This is a genomic window from Duganella sp. CF402 (genome assembly GCF_900109645.1).
Lineage (GTDB): Bacteria > Pseudomonadota > Gammaproteobacteria > Burkholderiales > Burkholderiaceae_D > Rugamonas.
Genome location: NZ_FOBG01000001.1, coordinates 2,601,086 through 2,622,107, shown reverse-complemented (window position 1 = coordinate 2,622,107; position 21,022 = coordinate 2,601,086). Strand labels below are relative to the sequence as shown.

The 21,022-nt window shown below is 64.1% G+C and carries 13 protein-coding genes and 1 riboswitch; of the genes, 10 read left to right on the top strand and 3 right to left on the bottom strand.

All coding sequences use genetic code 11. The features are described from left to right. Positions 1-89: 89 nt before the first annotated feature. The 10 genes from BMZ70_RS11730 to BMZ70_RS11680 all read left to right on the top strand — a co-directional run bounded on the left by BMZ70_RS11730 (position 90) and on the right by BMZ70_RS11680 (position 18,322). Positions 90-1,673: a ShlB/FhaC/HecB family hemolysin secretion/activation protein gene (locus BMZ70_RS11730; protein ID WP_092274007.1), complete on the top strand. Its 1,584-nt coding sequence runs from the start codon at positions 90-92 to the stop codon at positions 1,671-1,673. 16 nt (positions 1,674-1,689) lie between these two features. Continuing rightward, positions 1,690-6,792: a beta strand repeat-containing protein gene (locus BMZ70_RS28580; protein WP_207231509.1), complete on the top strand. Its 5,103-nt coding sequence runs from the start codon at positions 1,690-1,692 to the stop codon at positions 6,790-6,792. Then, positions 6,761-7,603 carry a FecR family protein gene (locus BMZ70_RS11715; protein ID WP_092274004.1) on the top strand — a complete coding sequence of 281 codons (843 nt, stop codon included), beginning with the start codon at positions 6,761-6,763 and terminating at the stop codon, positions 7,601-7,603. The genes BMZ70_RS28580 and BMZ70_RS11715 overlap by 32 nt, the downstream gene beginning before the upstream one ends. A 67-nt stretch (positions 7,604-7,670) precedes the next feature. Beyond that, positions 7,671-9,944: a heavy metal translocating P-type ATPase gene (locus tag BMZ70_RS11710; protein WP_229205380.1), complete on the top strand. Its 2,274-nt coding sequence runs from the start codon at positions 7,671-7,673 to the stop codon at positions 9,942-9,944. After that, positions 9,941-10,327, top strand: coding sequence for a Cu(I)-responsive transcriptional regulator (cueR, locus tag BMZ70_RS11705; RefSeq protein WP_092274002.1), 387 nt, complete (start codon positions 9,941-9,943; stop codon positions 10,325-10,327). Before BMZ70_RS11710 ends, cueR begins: the two co-directional genes overlap by 4 nt. Before the next feature lie 3 nt (positions 10,328-10,330). Further along, a riboswitch (cobalamin riboswitch) is annotated at positions 10,331-10,550 on the top strand. A 114-nt stretch (positions 10,551-10,664) separates the two neighbouring features. Further along, positions 10,665-11,213 carry a MotA/TolQ/ExbB proton channel family protein gene (locus BMZ70_RS11700; protein WP_229205379.1) on the top strand — a complete coding sequence of 183 codons (549 nt, stop codon included), beginning with the start codon at positions 10,665-10,667 and terminating at the stop codon, positions 11,211-11,213. 1 nt (position 11,214) lies between these two features. Next, positions 11,215-11,550: a DUF2149 domain-containing protein gene (locus BMZ70_RS11695; protein ID WP_092273995.1), complete on the top strand. Its 336-nt coding sequence runs from the start codon at positions 11,215-11,217 to the stop codon at positions 11,548-11,550. Next, a complete protein-coding gene (locus BMZ70_RS11690) occupies positions 11,537-15,550 on the top strand; it encodes a cobaltochelatase subunit CobN (RefSeq protein ID WP_092273992.1) in 4,014 nt (1,337 codons plus the stop codon). Before BMZ70_RS11695 ends, BMZ70_RS11690 begins: the two co-directional genes overlap by 14 nt. After that, a complete protein-coding gene (locus tag BMZ70_RS11685) occupies positions 15,547-17,583 on the top strand; it encodes a TonB-dependent receptor (RefSeq protein WP_092273989.1) in 2,037 nt (678 codons plus the stop codon). The genes BMZ70_RS11690 and BMZ70_RS11685 overlap by 4 nt, the downstream gene beginning before the upstream one ends. Positions 17,584-17,614: 31 nt before the next feature. After that, positions 17,615-18,322: a glutathione S-transferase gene (locus BMZ70_RS11680; RefSeq protein WP_092277778.1), complete on the top strand. Its 708-nt coding sequence runs from the start codon at positions 17,615-17,617 to the stop codon at positions 18,320-18,322. Here BMZ70_RS11680 and BMZ70_RS11675 read toward each other — a convergent pair whose 3' ends face one another. The 3 genes from BMZ70_RS11675 to BMZ70_RS11665 form a co-directional block, all read right to left on the bottom strand. Then, complete coding sequence (locus BMZ70_RS11675) at positions 18,323-18,523, bottom strand: heavy-metal-associated domain-containing protein (RefSeq protein WP_092273986.1); 201 nt, start codon at positions 18,521-18,523, stop codon at positions 18,323-18,325. Positions 18,524-18,587: 64 nt separating this feature from the next. Beyond that, complete coding sequence (locus tag BMZ70_RS11670) at positions 18,588-18,878, bottom strand: type II toxin-antitoxin system HicB family antitoxin (RefSeq protein ID WP_092273983.1); 291 nt, start codon at positions 18,876-18,878, stop codon at positions 18,588-18,590. Positions 18,879-19,160: 282 nt separating this feature from the next. Next, a complete protein-coding gene (locus BMZ70_RS11665; RefSeq protein WP_092273980.1) occupies positions 19,161-20,963 on the bottom strand; it encodes a PhoH family protein in 1,803 nt (600 codons plus the stop codon). Between the last annotated feature and the right edge of the window lie 59 nt (positions 20,964-21,022).

Sequence of the window (21,022 nt, the reverse complement as noted above, 5' to 3'; positions counted from 1 at the left end):
GGCTATGCTAGCATCAGGGAAAGATTGTTAATGTAAAATAACAAGATACCAAGATTGACAAAAGTCATCGCCAGATAAGAGTCCACAACATGAGATATAGCCTAACGCGCCTGCTTGCAGGTTCCGTTCTTGCCGCTGCCGTCGCTTCGGCATGGGGTCAGCAATCAGCGCCCGACGACGGCGCCATCCGTTTTGAAATTGCACGCTTCGAGGTCAAGGGCAACACCCTGTTGCCGCCGGCGCAGGTGGAGGCCTTGCTGACGCCGTTCAGCGGCAAGCAGCGCGATTTCGGCGACGTGCAACGGGCGCTGGAAGCGCTGGAAGCGGCCTACCGCGAGCGCGGCTATAACGTGGTGACGGTCGAGTTGCCGGAGCAGGAGCTGAACGGCGGCGTGGTGCAGCTGCGCGTGGTGGAAACCAAAGTCGGCCGGGTCTCGGTCAAGAACAACCAGTACTTCGACGAAGCCAATATCCGCCGCAGCCTGCCGGCGCTGCAGGAAGGCCGCTCGCCCAACCTGAAGGCGGTGTCGGCCAACCTCAAGCAGGGCAACGACAATCCGGCCAAGCAAGTGACCATGAAGCTGCAAAGCGGCGAGAAGGACGACGAGGTCGACGCCGTGCTGGACGTCAAGGACGAGTCGCCGTGGAAGCTGATGGCCAATGCCGACAACACCGGCACCGAGTCCACCGGCAAGACCCACGTCGGCGTGGTGCTGCAAAACGCCAATCTGTTCGGGCGCGACCACCTGGCCTCGCTGCAATACACCACCTCGGCCGAAGAGCCGGGCCGCGTCAAGGTGTACGGCGCCGGCTACCACATCCCGCTGTACGGCAGCGGCGACTCGCTGGACTTCTACGCCAGCTATTCCAACGTCGACTCCGGCACCATCACGGCCGGCGCCTTCAACCTGGCCGTCAGCGGCAAGGGCGCGGTGTACGGCGCACGCTACAACCAGGCGCTGGCCAAGCGCGGCGAACTGGACGCCAAGCTGTCGTACGGCTTGGACATCAAGGCTTTCAAGAACAGCGTGCTGCTTGAGAACACCGAGCTGGGCAACAACGTCACCGTGCACCCGGTCAGCATCAGCTACCAGGCCAGCATGCCGATCAAGCTGGGCGAGGTGGGCGGCCAGGTCACGCTGCTGCGCAATATCCCGGGCGGCTCCAACGGCGGCTCGGACGCCTTCGCCACGCGCACCGGCGCCAAGGCCGGCTACACCGTGCTGCGCTTTGGCGGCAGCGTCACCCGCGCGCTGGCCAACGAGTGGCAGCTGCGCGCCATCGTCAACGGCCAGTTGACCAGCGACGCGCTGATCCCGGGCGAGCAGTTCGGCGCCGGCGGCGCCACCTCGGTGCGCGGCTTCAGCGAGCGCGAAATCGCCAACGATTCCGGCCTCGGCGTCAACCTCGAGGCCTACACGCCCAACCTGTGCGCACGCGCCGGCTGGAACTGCCGCCTGCTGGGCTTCTACGACAGCGCCTACGTGCACCGCAACAAGGCGCTGCCGAGCGAGCTGACCAGCACCACCATCGCCAGCGCCGGCCTCGGCGCCCGTTTCGTGCTGTCGACTTATGTGAACCTGCAACTGGACTACGGCCATGTGACCAAGGCTGGCGCCACCACCCGCAGCGGCGCCAACCGCCTGCATGTCCGCCTCGGCCTGGCCTATTGATTGAAGAGTAGAGACAATGAAACCGCATACCCCGTTTAAACTGCGTCGCAAGGCGCTGGCCTTGGTGGTGGCCGCCGCTTTCGCTGGCGCCCAGGCCAACCCGGTCGCGCCGACCGTGGTGCATGGCATGGCTACCTTCAACCAGCAAGGCAGCCTGTACTCGATCACCAACACCCCCAACACCATCATCGACTGGCGCAGCTTCTCGATCGCGCCGGGCGAGATCACCCGCTTCATCCAGCAAAGCGCCGACAGCAAGGTGCTCAACCGCATCACCGGCCAGGACCCGAGCCAGATCCTCGGTTCGCTGCAATCGAACGGCAAGGTGTTCCTGATTAATCCGAACGGGGTGCTGTTCGGCGCCGGCTCGCGCGTGGACGTCAACGGCCTGGTCGCCTCCAGCCTGAACATTTCCAACGCCGATTTCCTGGCGGGCAAGAACAACTTCGACGGCGCCGCCAATGCGGGCAAGGTCAGCAACCAGGGCACGATCACCACGCCGTCCGGCGGCCAGATCTTCCTGATCGCGCCGGCGGTGGAAAACAGCGGCGTGATCTCGGCGCCGAACGGCGACGTGATGCTGGCGGCCGGCAAGAGCGTGCAGCTGTTCGACTCGGCCGATCCGAATGTGCAGGTGGTGGTGTCCTCGCCGTCCGACCAGGCCATCAACCTCGGCCAGATCGTGGCGCAAGGCGGTCGCATCGGCGTGTACGGCGCGCTGGTCAACCAGCGCGGCGTGATCAACGCCAACAGCGCGCAGCGCGGCGAGAACGGCAAGATCGTACTCAAGGCCAGCGGCGCCACGCTGGTGGAGGCGGGCAGTGTCACCACCGCCACCGGTACTAACCTCAATACCGGCGGCGACATCCTGCTGCTGGGCGCGCAAGTGGGCGTGATGGGCGATGCGAAAGTGGACGCCAGCGGCGCCGCCGGCGGCGGCACGGTGCTGGTCGGCGGCGACTACCAGGGCAAGAATGCGGCGGTGATGAACGCCCAGGCCAGCTACGTGGCCAAGGATGCGGTCATCAGCGCCGACGCCATCCAGTCGGGCAACGGCGGCAAGATCATCGTCTGGGGCCAGGATACGGCGCGCGTGCACGGCACGCTGTCGGCGCTGGGCGGCGCCAGCGGCGGCAACGGCGGCCTGGTGGAAACCTCGGGTTATTACCTGGACGTGGCCGGCGCGCGTGTGCGCGCCTATGCCGCCAAGGGAACTGCCGGCACCTGGCTGCTGGACCCGTGGGACATTGAAATCGTGTCCGGGCGCGGCGGCTCGCTCGACGACGGCAGCCCATTCGGCTCCGCCACCTCGGGCACCACCTCGATCGGTGCCGACCTGATTTCCGAATCGTCGACCAATGTGCTGCTGCAGGCCAAGCATGACGTGAACTTTAACAGCAGCATCGTCAACAGCGGCAGCGCCAGCTTGACCGTGCAAGCCGGCAATGACATCGTTGTGAGTGCGCCGATCTACATGAACGGCGCCGTGACGCTGACCGCCAACGACAGCGCCAGCGGCAGCGTGTCCAGCGTCGGCGGCGTCACCATCGCCAAGTATTCGGACGAGGACACCATCCGCACCAACGGCAGCAAGCTGACCCTGAAGGGCAGCTACGTCACCATCAACGGCTGGGTGAGCACGGACGGCGGTGATCTGGACGCCACCGCCAACGTGGCCAACGGCTACATCACGCTGGGCGCCAACAGCCAGGTCCGCACCAGCAGCGGCAGCAGCTCGCTCCTGTCCTTCACCGCCGACAATATGAACCTGAACGGCGCCGCCTCCACCATCGGCGGCGGCGCCTCCGACGGCTCCGATTCGGTCTCGTTCACCACCTACACCGCCAACCGCGACATCGTCTACGGCGGCAGTGGCGGCGGCACCAAGCTGGGCCTGAGCGTCGCCGGCCTGCAGTCGGTCTCGGCTGGCGGCCTGAACATTGGCCACGCCAGCGCCGGCAATATCACCACCGGCGCCGACGTCACCCTGAGCGGCGTCGACAGCCTGGTGCTGGAAAGCGGCAAGGACATCACGCTGAGCAAGGTGCTGGGCGGCGCCAACCACGTCATCGTCAGCGTCGACGGCAGCGGCACCCTGAGCACGGTCAGCGGCGCCGGTCTTGATGGCGTGACCGAACTGAAGCTGATCGGCAACAAGATGGCGCTGGCCAGCAACATGAATGCGGAAGGCATTACGGTCGATACCTACACTTCCACCACCGGCATCAACCTCGGTTCGGAAGTCAGCGGCAAGCTGAGCCTGACGCAGGCGGAGCTCAAGACCCTGCAATCGGGCTCGCTTGACATCGGCACGGGCGAGGACTACAACGGCGCCATCACCGTCGGCGGGGCAGTGGACCTGAGCAGCGGCAGCACCGCCGTCGGCCAGTTGAACCTGCGCGGCAACGGCATCACGGTGTCGAGCGCGCTCAAGACCCAGGGCGACCTCACCCTGAACGGCATCAACGGCACGGTTAGCGGTACCGCCGCCATCACCACCAATGACCTGCTGGCCTACGGCGGCGCGGTGACGCTGACCGGCGCCAACACGGTGACCGGCATCCACGGCCACGCCAGCAGCGGCGTGTTCTCGTTCGCCACCGCCGGCAATATGGAAATCGCCGGTGACATCAGCGGCTACACTGGCGTGACGCTGAAGTCGGGCGGCAGCATCCATCAGAACATGAGCGTGGTGATCGACACGCCGTTGCTGACCATCACCAGCGCACCGGGCTCGGTGAGCCTGGGCGGGATTACCAATCACATCGATGCGCTGACCGCCACCAGCGTCGGCTCGCTGGTGGTGAAAAATGTCGGCGACATTACCCTGAACGCCTCGACCCTGACCGGCAGCTATGGCGACGGCACCATCAGCGTGGAGGCGTCTGGCCAGATCGCCGTGGCCGGCGCGCTCAACGCCAAGACCCAGAGTATCACCCTGAGCGGCGCCAGCATCACCGGCGCCGGCGTGATCACGGCCGGCAGCCTGAACGTGTCGGCAGGCGACACCGTCAACCTGAGTGGCGCCAACAAGGCCAGCAACGTGGGCGGCTCGGCGGCCAATAGCAGCTTCAGCTACAACTTCACCGGCAATGTGAACCTGAACAGCATCAGCTCCGGCGGCGCCCTGACGCTGACCGGCGCTGGCACCGGCAACATCACCCAGTCCGGCTCGCTGACGGCCACCACGCTGAACGTCACCACCCCGGGCTCGGTGGTGCTGACCGGCGAAACCAACCAGATCAGCGCGCTGACCGCCAGCAGCGTCGGCTCGCTCCGCCTTGCCAGTATGGACGAGCTGACCGTGAACGGCGCCACCCTGACCGGCTCCCTGAGCGGCGGCTTTATCGAGTTGGACGCAAGTGCCCTCACGGTGGCGGGCGCCATCAATGGCAAGACCCAGGCGGTATCGCTCAACGGTAACACGGTGAATATCAATGCCGCCGTCACCGGCGGCCTGGTCGATCTTTCCGCTAACACCTTGTCGCTGGATGCGGATATCACGGCCACCGTAGCCAGTATCCAGCCGTACAGCAGCGGCTACAGTATGGTGGTGGGCGGCGCGACCGGCTGCTCGTCCTCGTGCCTGGCGGTGGAAGACCTGTGGCGCGTGAACGCGGCGACCATCGGCCTGGGCTCGACCAGCAGTGAGCTCAGCGTGGGCAATATCACGGTGGAGGGCATTACCGGCGTCGGCACCACGTCGTCCAGCCGCAATGCGGCCACCACGCGTATCGGCCTGCTGAGCAGCGGCGGCACCATCACCCAGGGCGCGATCATCAATGTGCGCGACCTCGGCCTGGAGACTTCGGGCAACATCGTGCTGACCAACGCCGCCAACCAGGTCAGCAACCTGGCCGTGTCGCAGACCGGCTCCGGCAACCTGAGTTTCGCCAATACCGGCACCCTGGCCATCGCCAAGCTGACCGGCGGCACCACCGCCACCTCGGTGCTGTACAACATCGATGGCGTAAACACGGCCGGCAACGCCACCTTCGATATCATCGGTGCGCTGATCAAGGGCAGCGGCACGGTGCCGGGCGGCACGCTGACGGCCAATGCGCTGACGGCGGACACCACCGCCGGCATCGGTACCTCCAGCCTGGCGCTGGCCACCAAGGTGTCTTACCTGAACGTGACCAATACCGCGACCAGCGGCACGGCGCCGATCAATATCGCCAACGTCAACAATCCAAGCCATACAGTCATGACGGTGCATGGGGCGGAGCAGAGCGGCTCGGGCAATGGCGGCGGCATCACCATCGACAACACCGGCGGCATGGTGGTGGACGGCCTGGTGCACACCAGCACCGGCGCCATCAAGCTGCAGACGCACAGCCCGTTGACCATCGATGGCACGGTGTCCACCGATTCCGGCAGTATCACGCTGGCGGCCGGTACCGGCTATGGTAGCGACAACTTGCTGACCATCGGCAGTTCGGCGAGCGTGAGCTCGACCAGCGGTAGCGTGAGCATGACGGCGAGCAGCTACTCCAACCTTGGCGGCACGGTGGAGGACTCGGATGGCCCGGTGACGCCGACGCTGATTTCAGCGCCGACGCCGACACCGACGCCAACGCCGACACCGACGCCAACGCCGACACCAACGCCGACACCAACGCCGACACCAACGCCGACGCCGACACCAACGCCGACGCCAACGCCAACGCCAACGCCGACGCCAACGCCAACGCCAACGCCAACGCCGACGCCGACGCCGACGCCGACGCCGACGCCAACGCCGACCCCAACGCCAACGCCAACGCCAACGCCAACGCCAACGCCGCCACCATCGGCCGACATCTGCACCATCGCGCCGAACTCGGCGCTGTGCCAGGTGCTGTCGCCGCCGACGGCGGCCGAGCCGACCAAGCCGGTACAGCAGGCGTCGATCGAAGTGATTAATACGCTGGTATCGACCAAGACGAAGACTGAAGACACTTCATCATCGTCGTCGAGCAGTTCGTCCAGCGGTGGTTCGACTTCGGGCGGCACTACGACTTCGTCCACGCCGGACGACAAGAAGGACGAAAAGTCGGCCGAGAAGGCGACAGATGACGCATCCAAAGAGAAGAGCGGAACTAAAAATGACCAAGTTAAAAAACTGTACTGCAATTAAAGCCCTGTGGGTGCTGATGCTGTTCTGGATGGCCGGCGCAAGCTGGGCCGCCCAGGTGGCGGGCACGGTGGTGCAGCTGAGCGGTCCGCTGCTGGCCAAGAAGGCCGACGGCGCGGTGCGTATCCTGTCCATGAAGTCCGAGGTGGAGAGCGGCGACACGCTGGTGACGGAGAAGAACACCTACGCAATGGTGAAATTCATCGACAACAGCGAAATCACGCTCAAGCCGTCGACCACCTTCAAGGTCGAGAACTTCAGCTATGACGCCGGCAAACCGGATGGCGACAATGCCTCGTTCAACCTGGTCAAGGGCGGCTTGCGCTCGGTGACCGGGCTGCTGGGCAAGCGCAACAAGGAAAAGTTCGCGATGAAGACGCCAAGCGCCACCATCGGTATTCGCGGCACCACCTTCATTGCGGAATGGGTTGAGCCATCGCCGGAAGCGGTGGCGCAAGCGGCTGCCGCGCGCCAGGCCTGGCTGATGGCCAGCACCGCCGCGCTGGGCGACACCATGCCGATCCAGCCGCTGATGCTGGCGCAGGGGCCAGTACCGGCGCCGCCCAGCTTGTTGCCGGGGCTGCATCTGTACGTGGTTGACGGCTTGGTCCTGCTGAGCAATCCGGTAGGCACGCAGCAATTCAGCGCCGGCCAGTTTGGCTTTACGCCAAGCTTCAGGACGCCGCCGACTATTGTGCCGCCTAACCCGGGCCTGAAATTTAACCCGCCACCGCTGTTCAACAATTCCCCGGGGCAATCGGGCACCAGCACTGGCCCCACCAAGTCCAACCAGGTGGATTGCGAAGTCCGTTAAAAAGACCTTGACCTTCCTATCGTGGGATACTTGATGCTGTAGGTGGTGAAACAGCATTGGGTGTCCCATGAATCAGCAAGCGATCAAAATTGAAGGCATGAGCTGCGCGTCCTGCGTCGGCAGGGTGGAGCGGGTATTAGCGGCCGTGCCGGGCGTGGACAACGTCAGCGTCAACCTCGCCACCGAATTGGCGCGCGTGGAGTCGGCCCAGCCGCTGGACTTCGCCGTGCTGGCGCAAGCGATCGACAAAGCCGGTTACCAGGCCTCACTGGCCGATGCTCCCGCCGCCGCGCCAAGCACCTCCACCCCCGCTTCGCCACTCGCCGCTGCGCCGCGTCGGCAAGTCGTGCCGCAGGGCGGCCACGCTGTCGCGCTGGCGGCGCTGCTCTCCCTGCCGTTGCTGCTTCCCATGCTGCTCGATCTCGCCGGTGTCCATTGGATGTTGGATGGGCGCGTTCAATGGCTGCTGGCCACGCCGGTGCAGTTCTGGCTGGGTGCTCGTTTCTATCGCGCCGGCTGGCTGGCCGTGCGTGCGCGCAGCGGCAATATGGACCTGCTGGTGGCACTGGGCACCAGCGCCGCTTATGGCTTGAGCGTCTACCAGCTAATGGCCGGCGGCGCCATGCCGCACCTGTACTTTGAAGCCTCGTCGGTGGTGATCACGCTGGTCCTGCTGGGCAAATGGCTGGAAGCGCGCGCCAAGCGCCAGACCGCCGCCGCCATCCGCGCGCTGCAAGTGCTGCGTCCCGAATCCGCCCGCGTACGCCGTGATGGGCAGGATGTGGACATCGCCATCAATCAAGTGCGCGTTGGCGACATCATCGTCATCCGCCCTGGCGAACGCATTGCCGCTGACGGCAGCGTGACCGAAGGTGCAAGCCATGTCGATGAAGCGCTGATCACCGGCGAGAGCTTGCCGGTCGCACGCCATGCGGGCGAGCGCGTGACTGGTGGTGCGATCAACGGCGAAGGCCTGCTGCTGGTGCGCGTGAGCGCGGTTGGCGCTGAAAGCACACTGTCGCGCATCATCCGGCTGGTGGAGGATGCGCAGGCGGCCAAGGCGCCGGTCCAGCATCTGGTGGACCGCGTGAGCGCGGTATTCGTGCCGGTGGTGCTGATGCTGGCGCTGCTGACCTTTGTGGGCTGGTGGCTTTATGGCGGCGATGCGGAGCAGGCCATCATCAATGCGGTCGCGGTGCTGGTGATTGCCTGCCCGTGCGCGCTGGGATTGGCGACGCCGGCTGCCATCATGGCCGGCACCGGCGTGGCGGCGCGCTACGGCATCTTGATCAAGGATGCCGAGGCGCTGGAACTGGCGCACCGCATCACCGCCGTGGCCTTCGATAAAACCGGCACGCTGACGGAAGGTCAGCCATCGCTGGCAGAACTGGTTGCCGCGCCGGGCAGCGACGAAACGCGCCTGCTGCAGCTGGCCGCCGCCGTCCAACGCGGCAGCGAACACGCGCTGGCCCGCGCCGTCCTGCAAGCGGCCGAAGCGCGCACCGCATCGGCGCAGCCTGCCGTGCCGCTGGCCTCCCAGTCTTCGCTCGCCGCGCCGTCGCCGGCCGCCGGCGCTCCTGTGCTCGCGTCTGAGGTCGCAGCGCTGCCGGGGCGGGGCGTGGCGGCGACGGTGGAAGGCGCGAGGCTCATCCTCGGCAGCACGCGCCTGATGCAGGAACACGGCATCCCATTGCAAACGCTTGCCACGCGCGCCGACGCGCTCGAACGCGCAGGCCACACCATCTCCTGGCTGGCCGACGCCAATGCACGCCAACTCATCGGCCTGCTCGCCTTCGGCGACCGCATCAAACCGCAAGCCCGCGCCGCCGTGCAAGCGCTGCACGCCATGAAGATCCAAACCGTCATGCTCACCGGCGACAACCAGGGCAGCGCCGACGCCATTGGCCAGCAACTCGGCATCCAGCGTATCGTCGCCAACATGCTGCCCGCCGACAAAGCCAGCACCGTCGCCGGCATGAAGCAAGACGGCGCCACCATCGCCATGATCGGCGACGGTATCAACGACGCTCCCGCGCTGGCCGCAGCGGACGTCGGCATCGCCATGTCCAACGGCACCGACGTTGCCATGCACGCCGCCGGCATCACCCTGATGCGCGGCGACCCGGCGCTGGTGGCCGCCGCCATCCAGATCTCGCGCCGCAGCTACAACAAAATCCGCCAGAACCTGTTCTGGGCCTTCATCTACAACCTGATCGGCATCCCGCTGGCGGCCTTCGGCCTGCTCAACCCAATGGTGGCGGGCGGCGCGATGGCATTGAGCTCGGTCAGCGTGATCAGCAACGCGCTGCTGCTGCGGCGCTGGAAACCGGAGCAAACATGAACATCGGCCAGGCAGCGACGGCGACCGGCGTATCCGCCAAAATGATCCGCTACTACGAAAGCATCGCCCTGATCCCGGCCGGCAAGCGCAGCGACGCCGGCTACCGCGTCTACGGCGAGAACGACCTGCACACGCTGCGCTTCGTCAAGCGCGGGCGCCAGCTGGGCTTCTCGCTCGACCAGATCCGCGACCTGCTGTCGCTGTGGCAGAACAAGGAACGCGCCAGCGCCGACGTGAAGAGCATCGCGCTGGGCCACGTGGCGCAGCTCAACCAGCGCATCGCCGAGCTGACCGAAATGCGCGACACCCTGCAAACACTGGCCGGCTGCTGCCACGGCGATGATCGCCCTGACTGCCCAATTCTCCAAAGCCTTGCCGACTAACGTATAATCCCGTCACGTTTTGGTGCCCGCGCGTCTGTCCAGATGCGCAGTTAAACGGGAAACAGGAGCCGTCGCCGGCCAACCTGTGCTGCCCCCGCAACGGTAAACAAGCGTCGTCCACGCGACGACAATCCGCTACGCTAAACCACTGTGCTTCATGCATGGGAAGGTCAGGCGGATCTGCTTGCGAGCCCGGATACCGGCCAAACAGGTGGAAGCGCGTAAGCGTTTCTGTTCAATCCACTCACGGGGAAGTGAGTGGTTTGCGCTCTGTTTTCACAATCCGTTTATGCAAAATCTGCCTGTTGACGCAGCGATTCATTCTATTGAAACGCTGTTGTACTCCATTTCCAATGTGCTCTACCTGCCGGTATTGCTGGGCATCGCCGCGCTGGTGCTGCACATGCTGGTGTGCTTCGGCACCTTCGCCGCAGAATGGCTGGAACGCCGCCGGGGCGTGCGTATGCTGGTCGCCACCGCGCGCAAGGAGATGTCCGAAACCCTCACCGCGCAGGAAGGCGAACCGGCACTCGATGCCCGCCTTGAACGCGTGGTGCAGCGTGCCGACGCCAGCGGCGTGCGCCGCCTCGACGGCGTGCGCTTCGTGGTGCGCGTCGGCCCCGCACTGGGCCTGATGGGCACCTTGATCCCGATGGGGATCTCGCTGGCCGGCCTCGCGCAGGGCAATCTGCCGAAGATGGCTGAGTCGATGACCACCGCTTTCACCGCCACCGTGGTCGGGCTGGCGTGCAGCGTCAGCGCCTACGTGCTGACGCTGGTGCGCGAGCATTGGCTGCGCAGCGATCTGACCGAGATCGCGTTCGCCGCCGAAGCGCTGCTGGCGTCGCACGGCGCCAAGCCGCACCTGGTTCGCGCGGAGGCCTGACATGCGCTACCTGAACAAACACCGCTATGCGCGTCTCGGCGAGCATGGCGAAGATCCTCTATCGGGCGTCGCTAACCTGTTCGACGCCAGCATCGTGTTCATCGTGGCGATGATGCTGGCGCTGTTCTCGGCCTGGAACATGATGGACCTGCTGGATCCGAATTCCGAAGTTACCATCGCCAAGAAGTCGGCTGACGGCCGCGTGGAAGTGCTGACCAAGAAGGGCGCTGAAATCAAAGTGAGCAAGGTTAGCGACAAGCCGCTGTCCGGCTCCGGCAAACGTTTGGGCACGGCCTACCAGCTGCCGGACGGGAAGGTGGTCTATGTTCCGGAATAAGTTATGGGCGTTGGCCTTGCTGCTGCTCTGCGTGGCCGGCTACGTGGTGCCGGTGCATTCCGCGCAGGCCCCGCGCACGCTGGCGCTGATGCTGGGCGATGTGGAATCGCGCCCCACGGTGCTGGCGGTACGCGGCCTGCAGGACGAACTGAAGGCGCTGAATCTCTCCATCCGCATCATCCCGGTGAACGGCCTGACACCGGCCGACCGCGCTGCGCTCGCCACTGCCGACGTGGCAGTCATCAGCGTCAAGGGACGGCAGGCGATGGCTGGCCTCACCGCCGAACTGCAGGCGCTGCAAAAAGCGCGCAAGCCGGTGTTCGCTGTCGGTGCGATCGATGACAGCCTGCGCGAACTCGGTGTGCGCGACGACAAATCAATACAGGCATATCACGCTGAAGGCGGCGTTGAGAACATCGGCAACCTGCTGCGCTACATTCTGCGCAACAGCTTCGGCTCGCAGGTGGGCGTGGCGCCGGTGCATGCGATGCCGGATGCAGGGCTGTACGACGTGCAGGCCAACCGCACCGTCGGCGGCTGGGATGATTATGTGCGCGGCTACGCGCATCACAAGCCGGGCGCGCCGTGGATCGCCGTGCCGTTCTACCGCGCCAGCCTGGTGGCGGGGCAAACGCTGCCGCTGGCGGCCATCGTCGCGCGGCTGGAGGCCAGCGGCTACAACGTGGTGCCGGTGTTCGGCTATCCGTATGAAACGCCGCTCAAGCTGCTGCTGGACGAAAACGGCAAGAGCCGCGTGGACCTGATCGTGGCACTGGGCATGAAGGTGGGCGGCACCGCCAGCGTGGGCGCGCTGCTTGACCAGCTGGGCGTCCCGGCGATCAACGCCATCACCCTTAGCCAGCAGACTTACGCGCAGTGGCAGGACTCCAAGGTAGGCCTCGATATCATCGAACGCACATGGCAGCTGGCCGGCGCGGAAGCGGCAGGCCTGATCCAGCCGACCGTGGTTGCCAGCCGTGAACGCATCAGCGATGCGCAGACCGGCCTGGCCTACGTTGAAGAGACGCCGATTGCGGAACGCATCGAGCGCCTCAACGAACGCGTGGCCGCGTGGCTGGCGCTGCGCAAGCAGACCAACGGCGACAAGCGCGTCGCCATGATCTACTTTAATTATCCGCACGGTTCCGAGACCATCGGCGCGGCCTATCTGAACGTGCTGCCGGAGAGCTTGTGGCAAATCGTCCAGCGGCTGAAGCGGGAAGGCTACCGCACCGGCGACGCGCTGCCCGCCAGCGAAGGCGAGCTGCAAGGCGAGATCCAGAAGTGGGGCAACTATCCCGGCAAGTCCAAGGGCGACTACATGGCGGGCCTGAAGCATCTGGCCGAGAGTGGCCAGGCCTTGCTGGTGCCGCTGTCCGACTACCAGCAGTGGTTCGCGCGGTTGCCGCAGCCGCTGCGCGCGTCGATCGAACAGTCGTGGGGCAAGCCGGAGAAGGCGCCGGTCCTGTGGCGCAACGCGAAAGGCGAAGCGTTCTTCGTGTATCCGGCGCGCCGCTTCGGCAATGTGCTGATGGCGCCGCAGCCGGGCCGCGCGTGGGAGCAGAACCTGGAGAAGCTGCACAATGAAGTCAGCATGCCGCCATCGCACGAGTACATCGCGTTCTACCTTTGGCTGCAGAAGGACTTCAACGCGCACGCGGTCATGCACATCGGTACCCACGGCACGCAGGAATGGCTGACCGGTAAAGAAGCCGGCCTGTCCGACAGCGATCCGACCGAAGCGCTGATCGGCGCCATGCCCAATATCTATCCGTACGTGATGGATGATGTGGGCGAGGGCATCCAGGCCAAGCGTCGCGGCATGGCGACCATCATCGACCATATGACACCGCCGTTTGATGTGGCGGGACTGAACCCCGACCTGCGCGAACTGGGCGCGCTGCTGAACGACTATCGCGTCGCCGAGCAGAAAAGCCCGCTGCTGGCAGCCAGCCACCTGAAAGCTATCAACCGCCTTGCAGCAAAGAGCGGCGTGTTGAAGGACATGAAGAAGAGCGAGCTGAAATCGGAAGCCGACATGGAAGGCCTCGAGGAATATCTCGACGACACCGGCAACAAGCTGACGCCATTCGGCCTGCATACCTTCGGTGTGGCGCCGGCGGCGGAGCAGCGCAACGCCACCGCGCGTGCCGTGGTCAGCCTCGATAACACTTCCACATCGGAGCAGAAGGCCAGGCGCATCGCGCAGCTGGAAGCGGACATCGAGCAAAGCGCGCAGCTGGAACTGGATCGCCTGATGCAGGCGCTGTCGGGCCGCTACATTCCGACTGGCGCCAGCGCGGACCTGGTGCGCAATCCGAACGCGCTGCCGACCGGGCGTAACTTCTTCGGCCTCGATCCCTCGCGCATTCCGAGCAAGACCACCTACGAAGCCGGCGCAAAACTGGCGCAACAACTGGTGGACGACTACCGCAAGCGTCACGGCGCGTATCCGGAAAAACTCAGCATGAATTTGTGGGGCGTGGAGACTTCGCGCCACGAAGGCGTGATGGAAGCGCAGGCCATGTCGCTGATGGGCATCCGTCCAACGTGGGATGAGCGTGGCCGCGTCACCGGCGTGGAAGCCCTGAGCCGCAAGCAACTGGGCCGCCCGCGCGTGGACGTGACGCTGGTGTCCTCCGGCCTGTTCCGCGACCTGTTCCCGAATCTGCTCACGCTGATGGATCAAGCCGCGCAGCTGGCGCAGAAGCAGGACGATGAAGGCGGCAACGTGATGGCCGCGCACAGCCGCAAAGTGGCCGCCGCATTGACCGCGCGTGGCATCACTGCGGAAGAGGCGCAGCGCATGGCGTCGGTGCGCATCTTCGGCGTACCGAGCGGCGCATATGGCACGCAGATTGAAAAGCTGATCCCGCTCACCAACGCATGGAAGAACGAGAAGGAAGTGGCGGACGTGTTCATCAACCGCATGAGCCATCCGTTCGGCGCTGGCTACTGGGGCGACGACAAGGCCAATCCCGAGCAGCGCCGCGAGTTGTTCAAGCAGGCGCTGTCCGGCAGCCAGATCGCGCTGCACAGCCGTTCCAGCAATCTGTTTGCGACGCTCGATAACGATGACTTCTTCCAGTACCTTGGCGGCACCGCGATGGCGATCCGCAGCGTGGACGGCAAGACGCCGGAGGTGATGGTCAGCGACCTTGCCAACCCGCGCCGCGCCAGCCACAAGACGCTGGAGCAGTACATGGGGCAGGAGATGCAGGCGCGCTATCTGAATCCGCGCTGGGCCGACAGCATGCTGAAGGAAGGTTATTCCGGTGCGCGCTACATCAACCGCGTGGTGGACTATCTGTGGGCGTGGCAGGTCACGGTGCCGGAGGTGGTGGACAACGGCAAGTGGCAGCGCATGTACGACACCTATGTCGAGGATCGCCACGGCCTCAAGGTGCGCGAGCGTTTTGCCGCCGCCGGAAACCTGCGCGCATACCAGGCGATGACGGATCGCATGCTGAGCGCCGTTGAACGTGGCTACTGGAAGCCGAGCGACGCAGTGTTCAGGAAACTGAGCCAAATGAATGCTATCGCCATCAAAGATGCCGGCGTGGCGTGCAGTGCCGACTCGTGCAGCAAGGCGACGTTAAAAATAGCGCCGCAATTCAATGCGGAGTTCGCGCCAAACGTGGGATCCAATGCTAGTATCGTGAAAGGTGCTGTGCAAGCCGCGCGAGTTGGCGGCGCAGCGCCGTCACCGCAGGCGGCGATGCAAAATGCCGCCGCCGAGTTGCAGGCCTTGCAGGCAAAGGCCGAGACTCAGCACCCGCCACCGCCGCCACCACAGGCCAGGGCGAAACCTGCTCCGCAGGCCAAACCGGAAGCTGCCGACACTAAAGTCAGCGGCTTTGAAATGCAATCCTTGTCCAATCTGACCACGGTCCAGAAGACAGTGGGCACGCTCGTGCTGCTGGCGCTGGCCGCTGCACTGGTGGGCATCGGTTATCTCGCGCGTCGTAACAAACTTCGGCAATTGAAAGGCTTTGTATGATCGGTAAGTCCCTCGTCGCGCTGGTTGCAATGGTGCCGCTGGCTGCTTTTTCGGAAACCGTGGATACGACGGTGGAGGTGCGCGGTCACTACGACAATGGCGTCGGCACCTCCGGCGCGGCCAGCCAGGGCGCGGTCACTGCGGAGCTGATTGCGAATCGTCCGGCGTTGCGTGCGGGCGAGCTGCTGGAGTTTGTGCCGGGCGTGATCGTCACGCAGCACAGCGGCGACGGCAAGGCCAATCAGTACTTCCTGCGCGGCTTCAATCTCGATCACGGCACCGACTTCGCCACCTTTGTCGACGGCATGCCAGTCAACATGCGCACGCATGCGCACGGCCAGGGCTACACGGATCTGAATTTCCTGATCCCTGAGCTGGTGGACCGCATCAACTACAAGAAAGGCCCGTACTACGCGGACGAAGGCGACTTCGCATCGGCCGGCGCGGCGCACATGACGCTGGCGAACAAGCTGAAAGAAAACACCGCCAGTGTGACCGTCGGCGAGAACCAATACATACGTTCGGTGGTGACCGGATCGACGCCGCTGGGTGCGGGCAATCTGGTGTACGGCGCGGAGCTGGGCCACAACAACGGCCCGTGGGTGGAACCGGAAGCCTTCCACAAGAGCCTCGGTGTGCTGCGCTATTCGCAAGGCGCCAGCGACGATCAGTTCAGCGTCACTGGCATGTTCTACAAGGGCGCCTGGTATGCGAGCAACCAGATCCCGCTGCGCGCGGTACAAAGCGGCGAGCTGGATCCGTATGGCGCGATTGATACCAGCGATGGCGGCGCGACGTCGCGTTACAGTTTGTCCGCCACCCTGCGCAAGCGCACCAGCGACACGCTGCTGCAGGCGAATGCCTATCTGGTGCAATCGAGCCTGATGCTGTACAACGACTTCACCTACTTCCTCGACGACCCGGTCAACGGCGACCAGTCGCGCCAGACCGAGAAGCGACGCCTGGGTGGCTTCGATGTGGCGCAGACGTGGTTCAGCCACTGGGGTGGGCTGGATGTCAGCAACAAGGTTGGTGTGCAGGGACGCTACGACTACCTGTCGCCACTGGCTTTGCACGCCACCCGCAACCAGCAGACCCTCCGCACGATTTCGGAATCGCGCGTGCAAGAGGGCAGCGTTGGCGCGTATCTGGAAAATACGGTGCAATGGCGCGATTGGCTGCGCACAACGGCTGGCTTGCGCTACGACCGTTATCGCTTCGATGTGGACAGTAATATCGCCGAAAACTCGGGCAAGGTCAGTGCCGGCACCACGTCGCCGAAAGTGTCCGTGGTGCTGGGGCCTTGGGCCAAGACCGAATTCTTCGTCAACTACGGCGAAGGCTTCCACAGCAACGATGCACGCGGCACCACGGTGCACCTGACGCCGAAGGAGCGCGAGCCTATCGATCCGGTCACGCCGCTGGTGAAAACGCGCGGCGCGGAAATCGGCGCGCGCACCGAATTCTTGCCCGGCCTGCAAAGCTCGGTGGCGGTGTGGAAGCTGCGTTCGGATTCGGAACTGGTGTTCTCGGGCGACGCGGGTGATACCTCGGCCAGCCGTGGTAGTTACCGTTCCGGCATCGAGTGGAACAACCACTACATCGCCAATTCGTGGCTGCTGTTCGACCTGGACCTGGCCTACTCGCGCGCGCACTACACCGAGCATGACGAGGCGGGTGATTACATTCCGGGCGCGATCGGCAAGGTGGCCTCGTTCGGTGCGACCATCACCGATCTTGGTCCGTGGTCGGCGGCTTTCCAGATGCGTTACTTTGGTCCGCGCCCGCTGATCGAGGATAACAGCGTGCGTTCAGCCACCACCGCCATCGCCTATGCGCGCGTGGGCTACAAGTTCAATCGCCGCTGGAGCATGCAACTCGACGCCTTCAACCTGTTCGACCGCAAGGTCAGCGATGTGGACTACTACTACGCCTCGCGCCTGCCGGGTGAACCGGCGGAAGGCGTGGACGATATCCATTACCACCCGGCCGAGCGCCGCAGCTTCCGGATGACGGTCAAAGCAGTGTTTTAGGCCGGTTTGGTAAGGTGTTACCATGTTTGGCATGACGACACCTTACCAGCTACTGTACTGGCCCGGTTTGCAGGGGCGCGGGGAATTCGTCCGGCTGGCGCTGGAGGAAGCGGGCGTGCCCTATGTGGACGTGGCGCGGCAGAAGGGTGGCATGCCGAAGATGCTGGCGAGCCTGGATGGCGGCCAGGTCGATCATCCATCGTTTGCGCCGCCGGTGCTGCAAGTGGGCGATCTGTTGATAGGGCAGACGGCCAATATACTGATGTACCTCGGTGCCAAACACAAGCTGGCGCCGCGTACGGAAGCAGGACGCTTGTGGGCCAACCAGCTACAGTTGACGATAGCGGACATCGTGAATGAGGCGCACGACACGCATCATCCGATTTCGACCAATCTCTATTACGAGGATCAAAAGAAGGAAGCCAGGAAGCGCGCCAAGGATTTCCGCGAGCAGCGGATACCGAAGTTCCTCGATTATTTTGAAGGAGTGGTGAGCGGCGGCTGGGCTGTGGGCTCGCGGCTGTCGTACGTGGACTTATCGCTGTTCCAGCTCATCGAAGGCCTGCGCTACGCCTTCCCGAAAACGATGGCGAGGCTGGAACCGTCCTATTCCAATCTGGTCGCGCTGCACGACAAGGTAGCCGCCCGTCCCAACATCGCCGCCTACCTCAACTCCAGGCGCCGCATCCCCTTCAACGAAACCGGCATCTTCCGCCACTATCCCGAGCTGGACAAATAGTCAGGCGGCGCTGGTGACCGGGTAGCCGGCGTCGGCGATGGCGGATTTCAGTGCGGCCAGCGGCGTGGCGCTGTCGATTTTGACGGATTTGGTGGCGAGGTCGATCTCGACCTTGGCTGCCGCGTCCACCGCTTGCACGGCCTTGGTGACCGCGCCCACGCAGTGGCCGCAACTCATGTTTTCTACTTGAAGTTGGTACATCGCGTACTCCCATAACAGTTTGGATGAGTACACTGTAATCCTTCCAGCGGTGGGAAGGTCAAGTTTAATCGTCGGGCGGATCGTCGAGCTTGGCGAAGTCGAGGCTGACCAGGGCCCAGATGCCGCCGGCGTAATCCGGCTCCTGCGACAGGGTTTCCACTTCCGAGGCGCGCAGTTCGAAGGGCTTGCCTTGCTCCAGCAAGTGCCCGACGTGGCCGTAGATGGCCTTGGTGGCGTTGCTCATCGCTTTGTCCACGGTCTCGCCAGTCGTGACGCAGCCGGGAATGTCCGGCACGGTGACGCCGTACTGCTTTTTGGCGCCCACCGACTTCTGGATCAGGATAGGGATGTCCATGATGCTTACCTCAACAGGCGGGAAAGACGGGCAAAATCAATGAGTTGGGAGTTTAGTGTCATACAGGTCGCCGCCGGTTTCAAGCACTTTTTTTGGCTGCCGCACACGTCAATTTGCGTGATTGCTATCGATTGTTGCCGCAGGAAATCGCCTCACCCTATGAGGATTAGCTTGTAAGCCGGTGCCGGCCGCTGTTGCCGTCTTCCGACAACCATAAAAAAATCAGCCCCGCCGGCATCGCTGCGGGCGGGGCTGAAGAAACGAGGTAAATCGTTTATTTCATTACAGGACTTCGCTGGCGTGGTCGGCCAGGCGCGAGCGTTCGCCGCGCGCCAGGGTGACGTGGCCGCTGTGCGACCAGCCTTTGAAGCGGTCGACCACATAGGTCAGGCCGCTCGAACCTTCGGTCAGGTAAGGCGTGTCGATCTGCGCGATGTTACCGAGGCAGATGATCTTGGTGCCCGGACCGGCGCGCGTCACCAGGGTCTTGACCTGCTTCGGCGTCAAGTTCTGCGCCTCGTCGATGATCAGGAACTTGTTGACGAAGGTACGGCCGCGCATGAAGTTCAGCGACTTGATCTTGATGCGCGAACGGATCAGGTCTTGCGTGGCCGCACGGCCCCACTCGCCGCCGTCCGAATCGGACTTGTTGAGCACTTCGAGGTTGTCGTCAAACGCGCCCATCCACGGCGACATTTTCTCTTCCTCGGTGCCCGGCAGGAAACCGATGTCTTCACCGACCGGCACCGTCACGCGGGTGACGATGATTTCGTTGTAGAGCTTGGTCTCCAGCACTTGCGCCAGGCCGGCCGCCAGGGCCAGCAGGGTCTTGCCGGTACCGGCTTGGCCCAGCAGGGTGACGAAGTCGCATTCCGGATTCATCAGCAGGTTCAACGCGAAGTTCTGCTCGCGGTTGCGGGCAGTGACGCCCCACACATTGTTCTTGTTGTGGCTGAAGTCGCGCAGGGTTTGCAGCACGGCGGTCTTGCCGTTGATCTGCTTGACCTGGCCATAGAACGGCGCTTCGCCATTCTTCGGCTCCAGGAACACGAACTGGTTGACCAGCATCGACGGCACGAACGGACCGGTGACGCGGTAGAACGTCGCGCTCTGGCCGTTTTTATTTTCCTGCCACGATTCGAGGTCCTTGCCGTGCTTGTTCCAGAAATCGTCCGGCAGCTGGACGATGCCCGAGTACAGCAGGTCGGTGTCTTCCAGCACGTGGTCGTTGAAGTAGTCTTCGGCCGGCAGGCCCAGCGCGCGCGCCTTGATGCGCATGTTGATGTCTTTCGACACCAGCACGATGGCGCGGCCTTCCTGCTCCGCTTCCAGCGATCGCACTACCGACAGGATCTGGTTGTCGGCCTTGCCCGATGGCAGGCCGACCGGCAGTTCCGCCGTTTGCAGACGGGTCTGGAAGTACAGGCGGCCCTTGGCGTCCTTGTTGCCCAGCTTGGACAGCGGGATGCCGTTCTCGATGGCGTCGTCGTCGGTGTTGGAGACCAGCGCGTCCAGCGTGCGCGAGACCTGGCGCGCATTGCGTGCCACCTCGGTCATGCCTTTCTTGTGGTTGTCCAGTTCTTCCAGCGTCATCATCGGCAGGTAGACGTCGTGCTCCTCGAAGCGGAACAGCGACGATGGATCGTGCATCAGCACGTTGGTATCCAGCACGAACATCTTGGTGGCGCCGGTCTGGTCGGCGTGGCGGCTGGTCGAGGACTTGATGGTCACCTCGTTCGCCTTGTGCTTGGCTGGATGCGGCGCTTCGGCCGTGATCGGAGTGACCTTGCCACGCGGCGAGGACTTGCCCTTGGCTTCAACGGTGTCGGCGGCGGCTTTCAGCACGGCCGGCGCGGCTTTCAGTACGGCGGCCACGGCTTTGGATTTGGCCGGTGTTTTGGCAACGGCCGGTTTCTTTGCTGCAGGGACGGCTTTCACGGTCGCCGCTTTCTTCGGCGCTGGGGCAGGCTCTGGCGCAATATCGGCAACTGCCGCGAGGGCAGGCGTCACACGGCCGCTGGCCTTGGGGTAATCTTTTGCCAGCAGTATAGTCGCTGGCTTACTTGGAATTTTTGGCAGTGGCATCAGGATCTCAATTGGAAAAATAAAGGAGGAATCCGCCCTGGGGCGCGCGGCCGCATGGG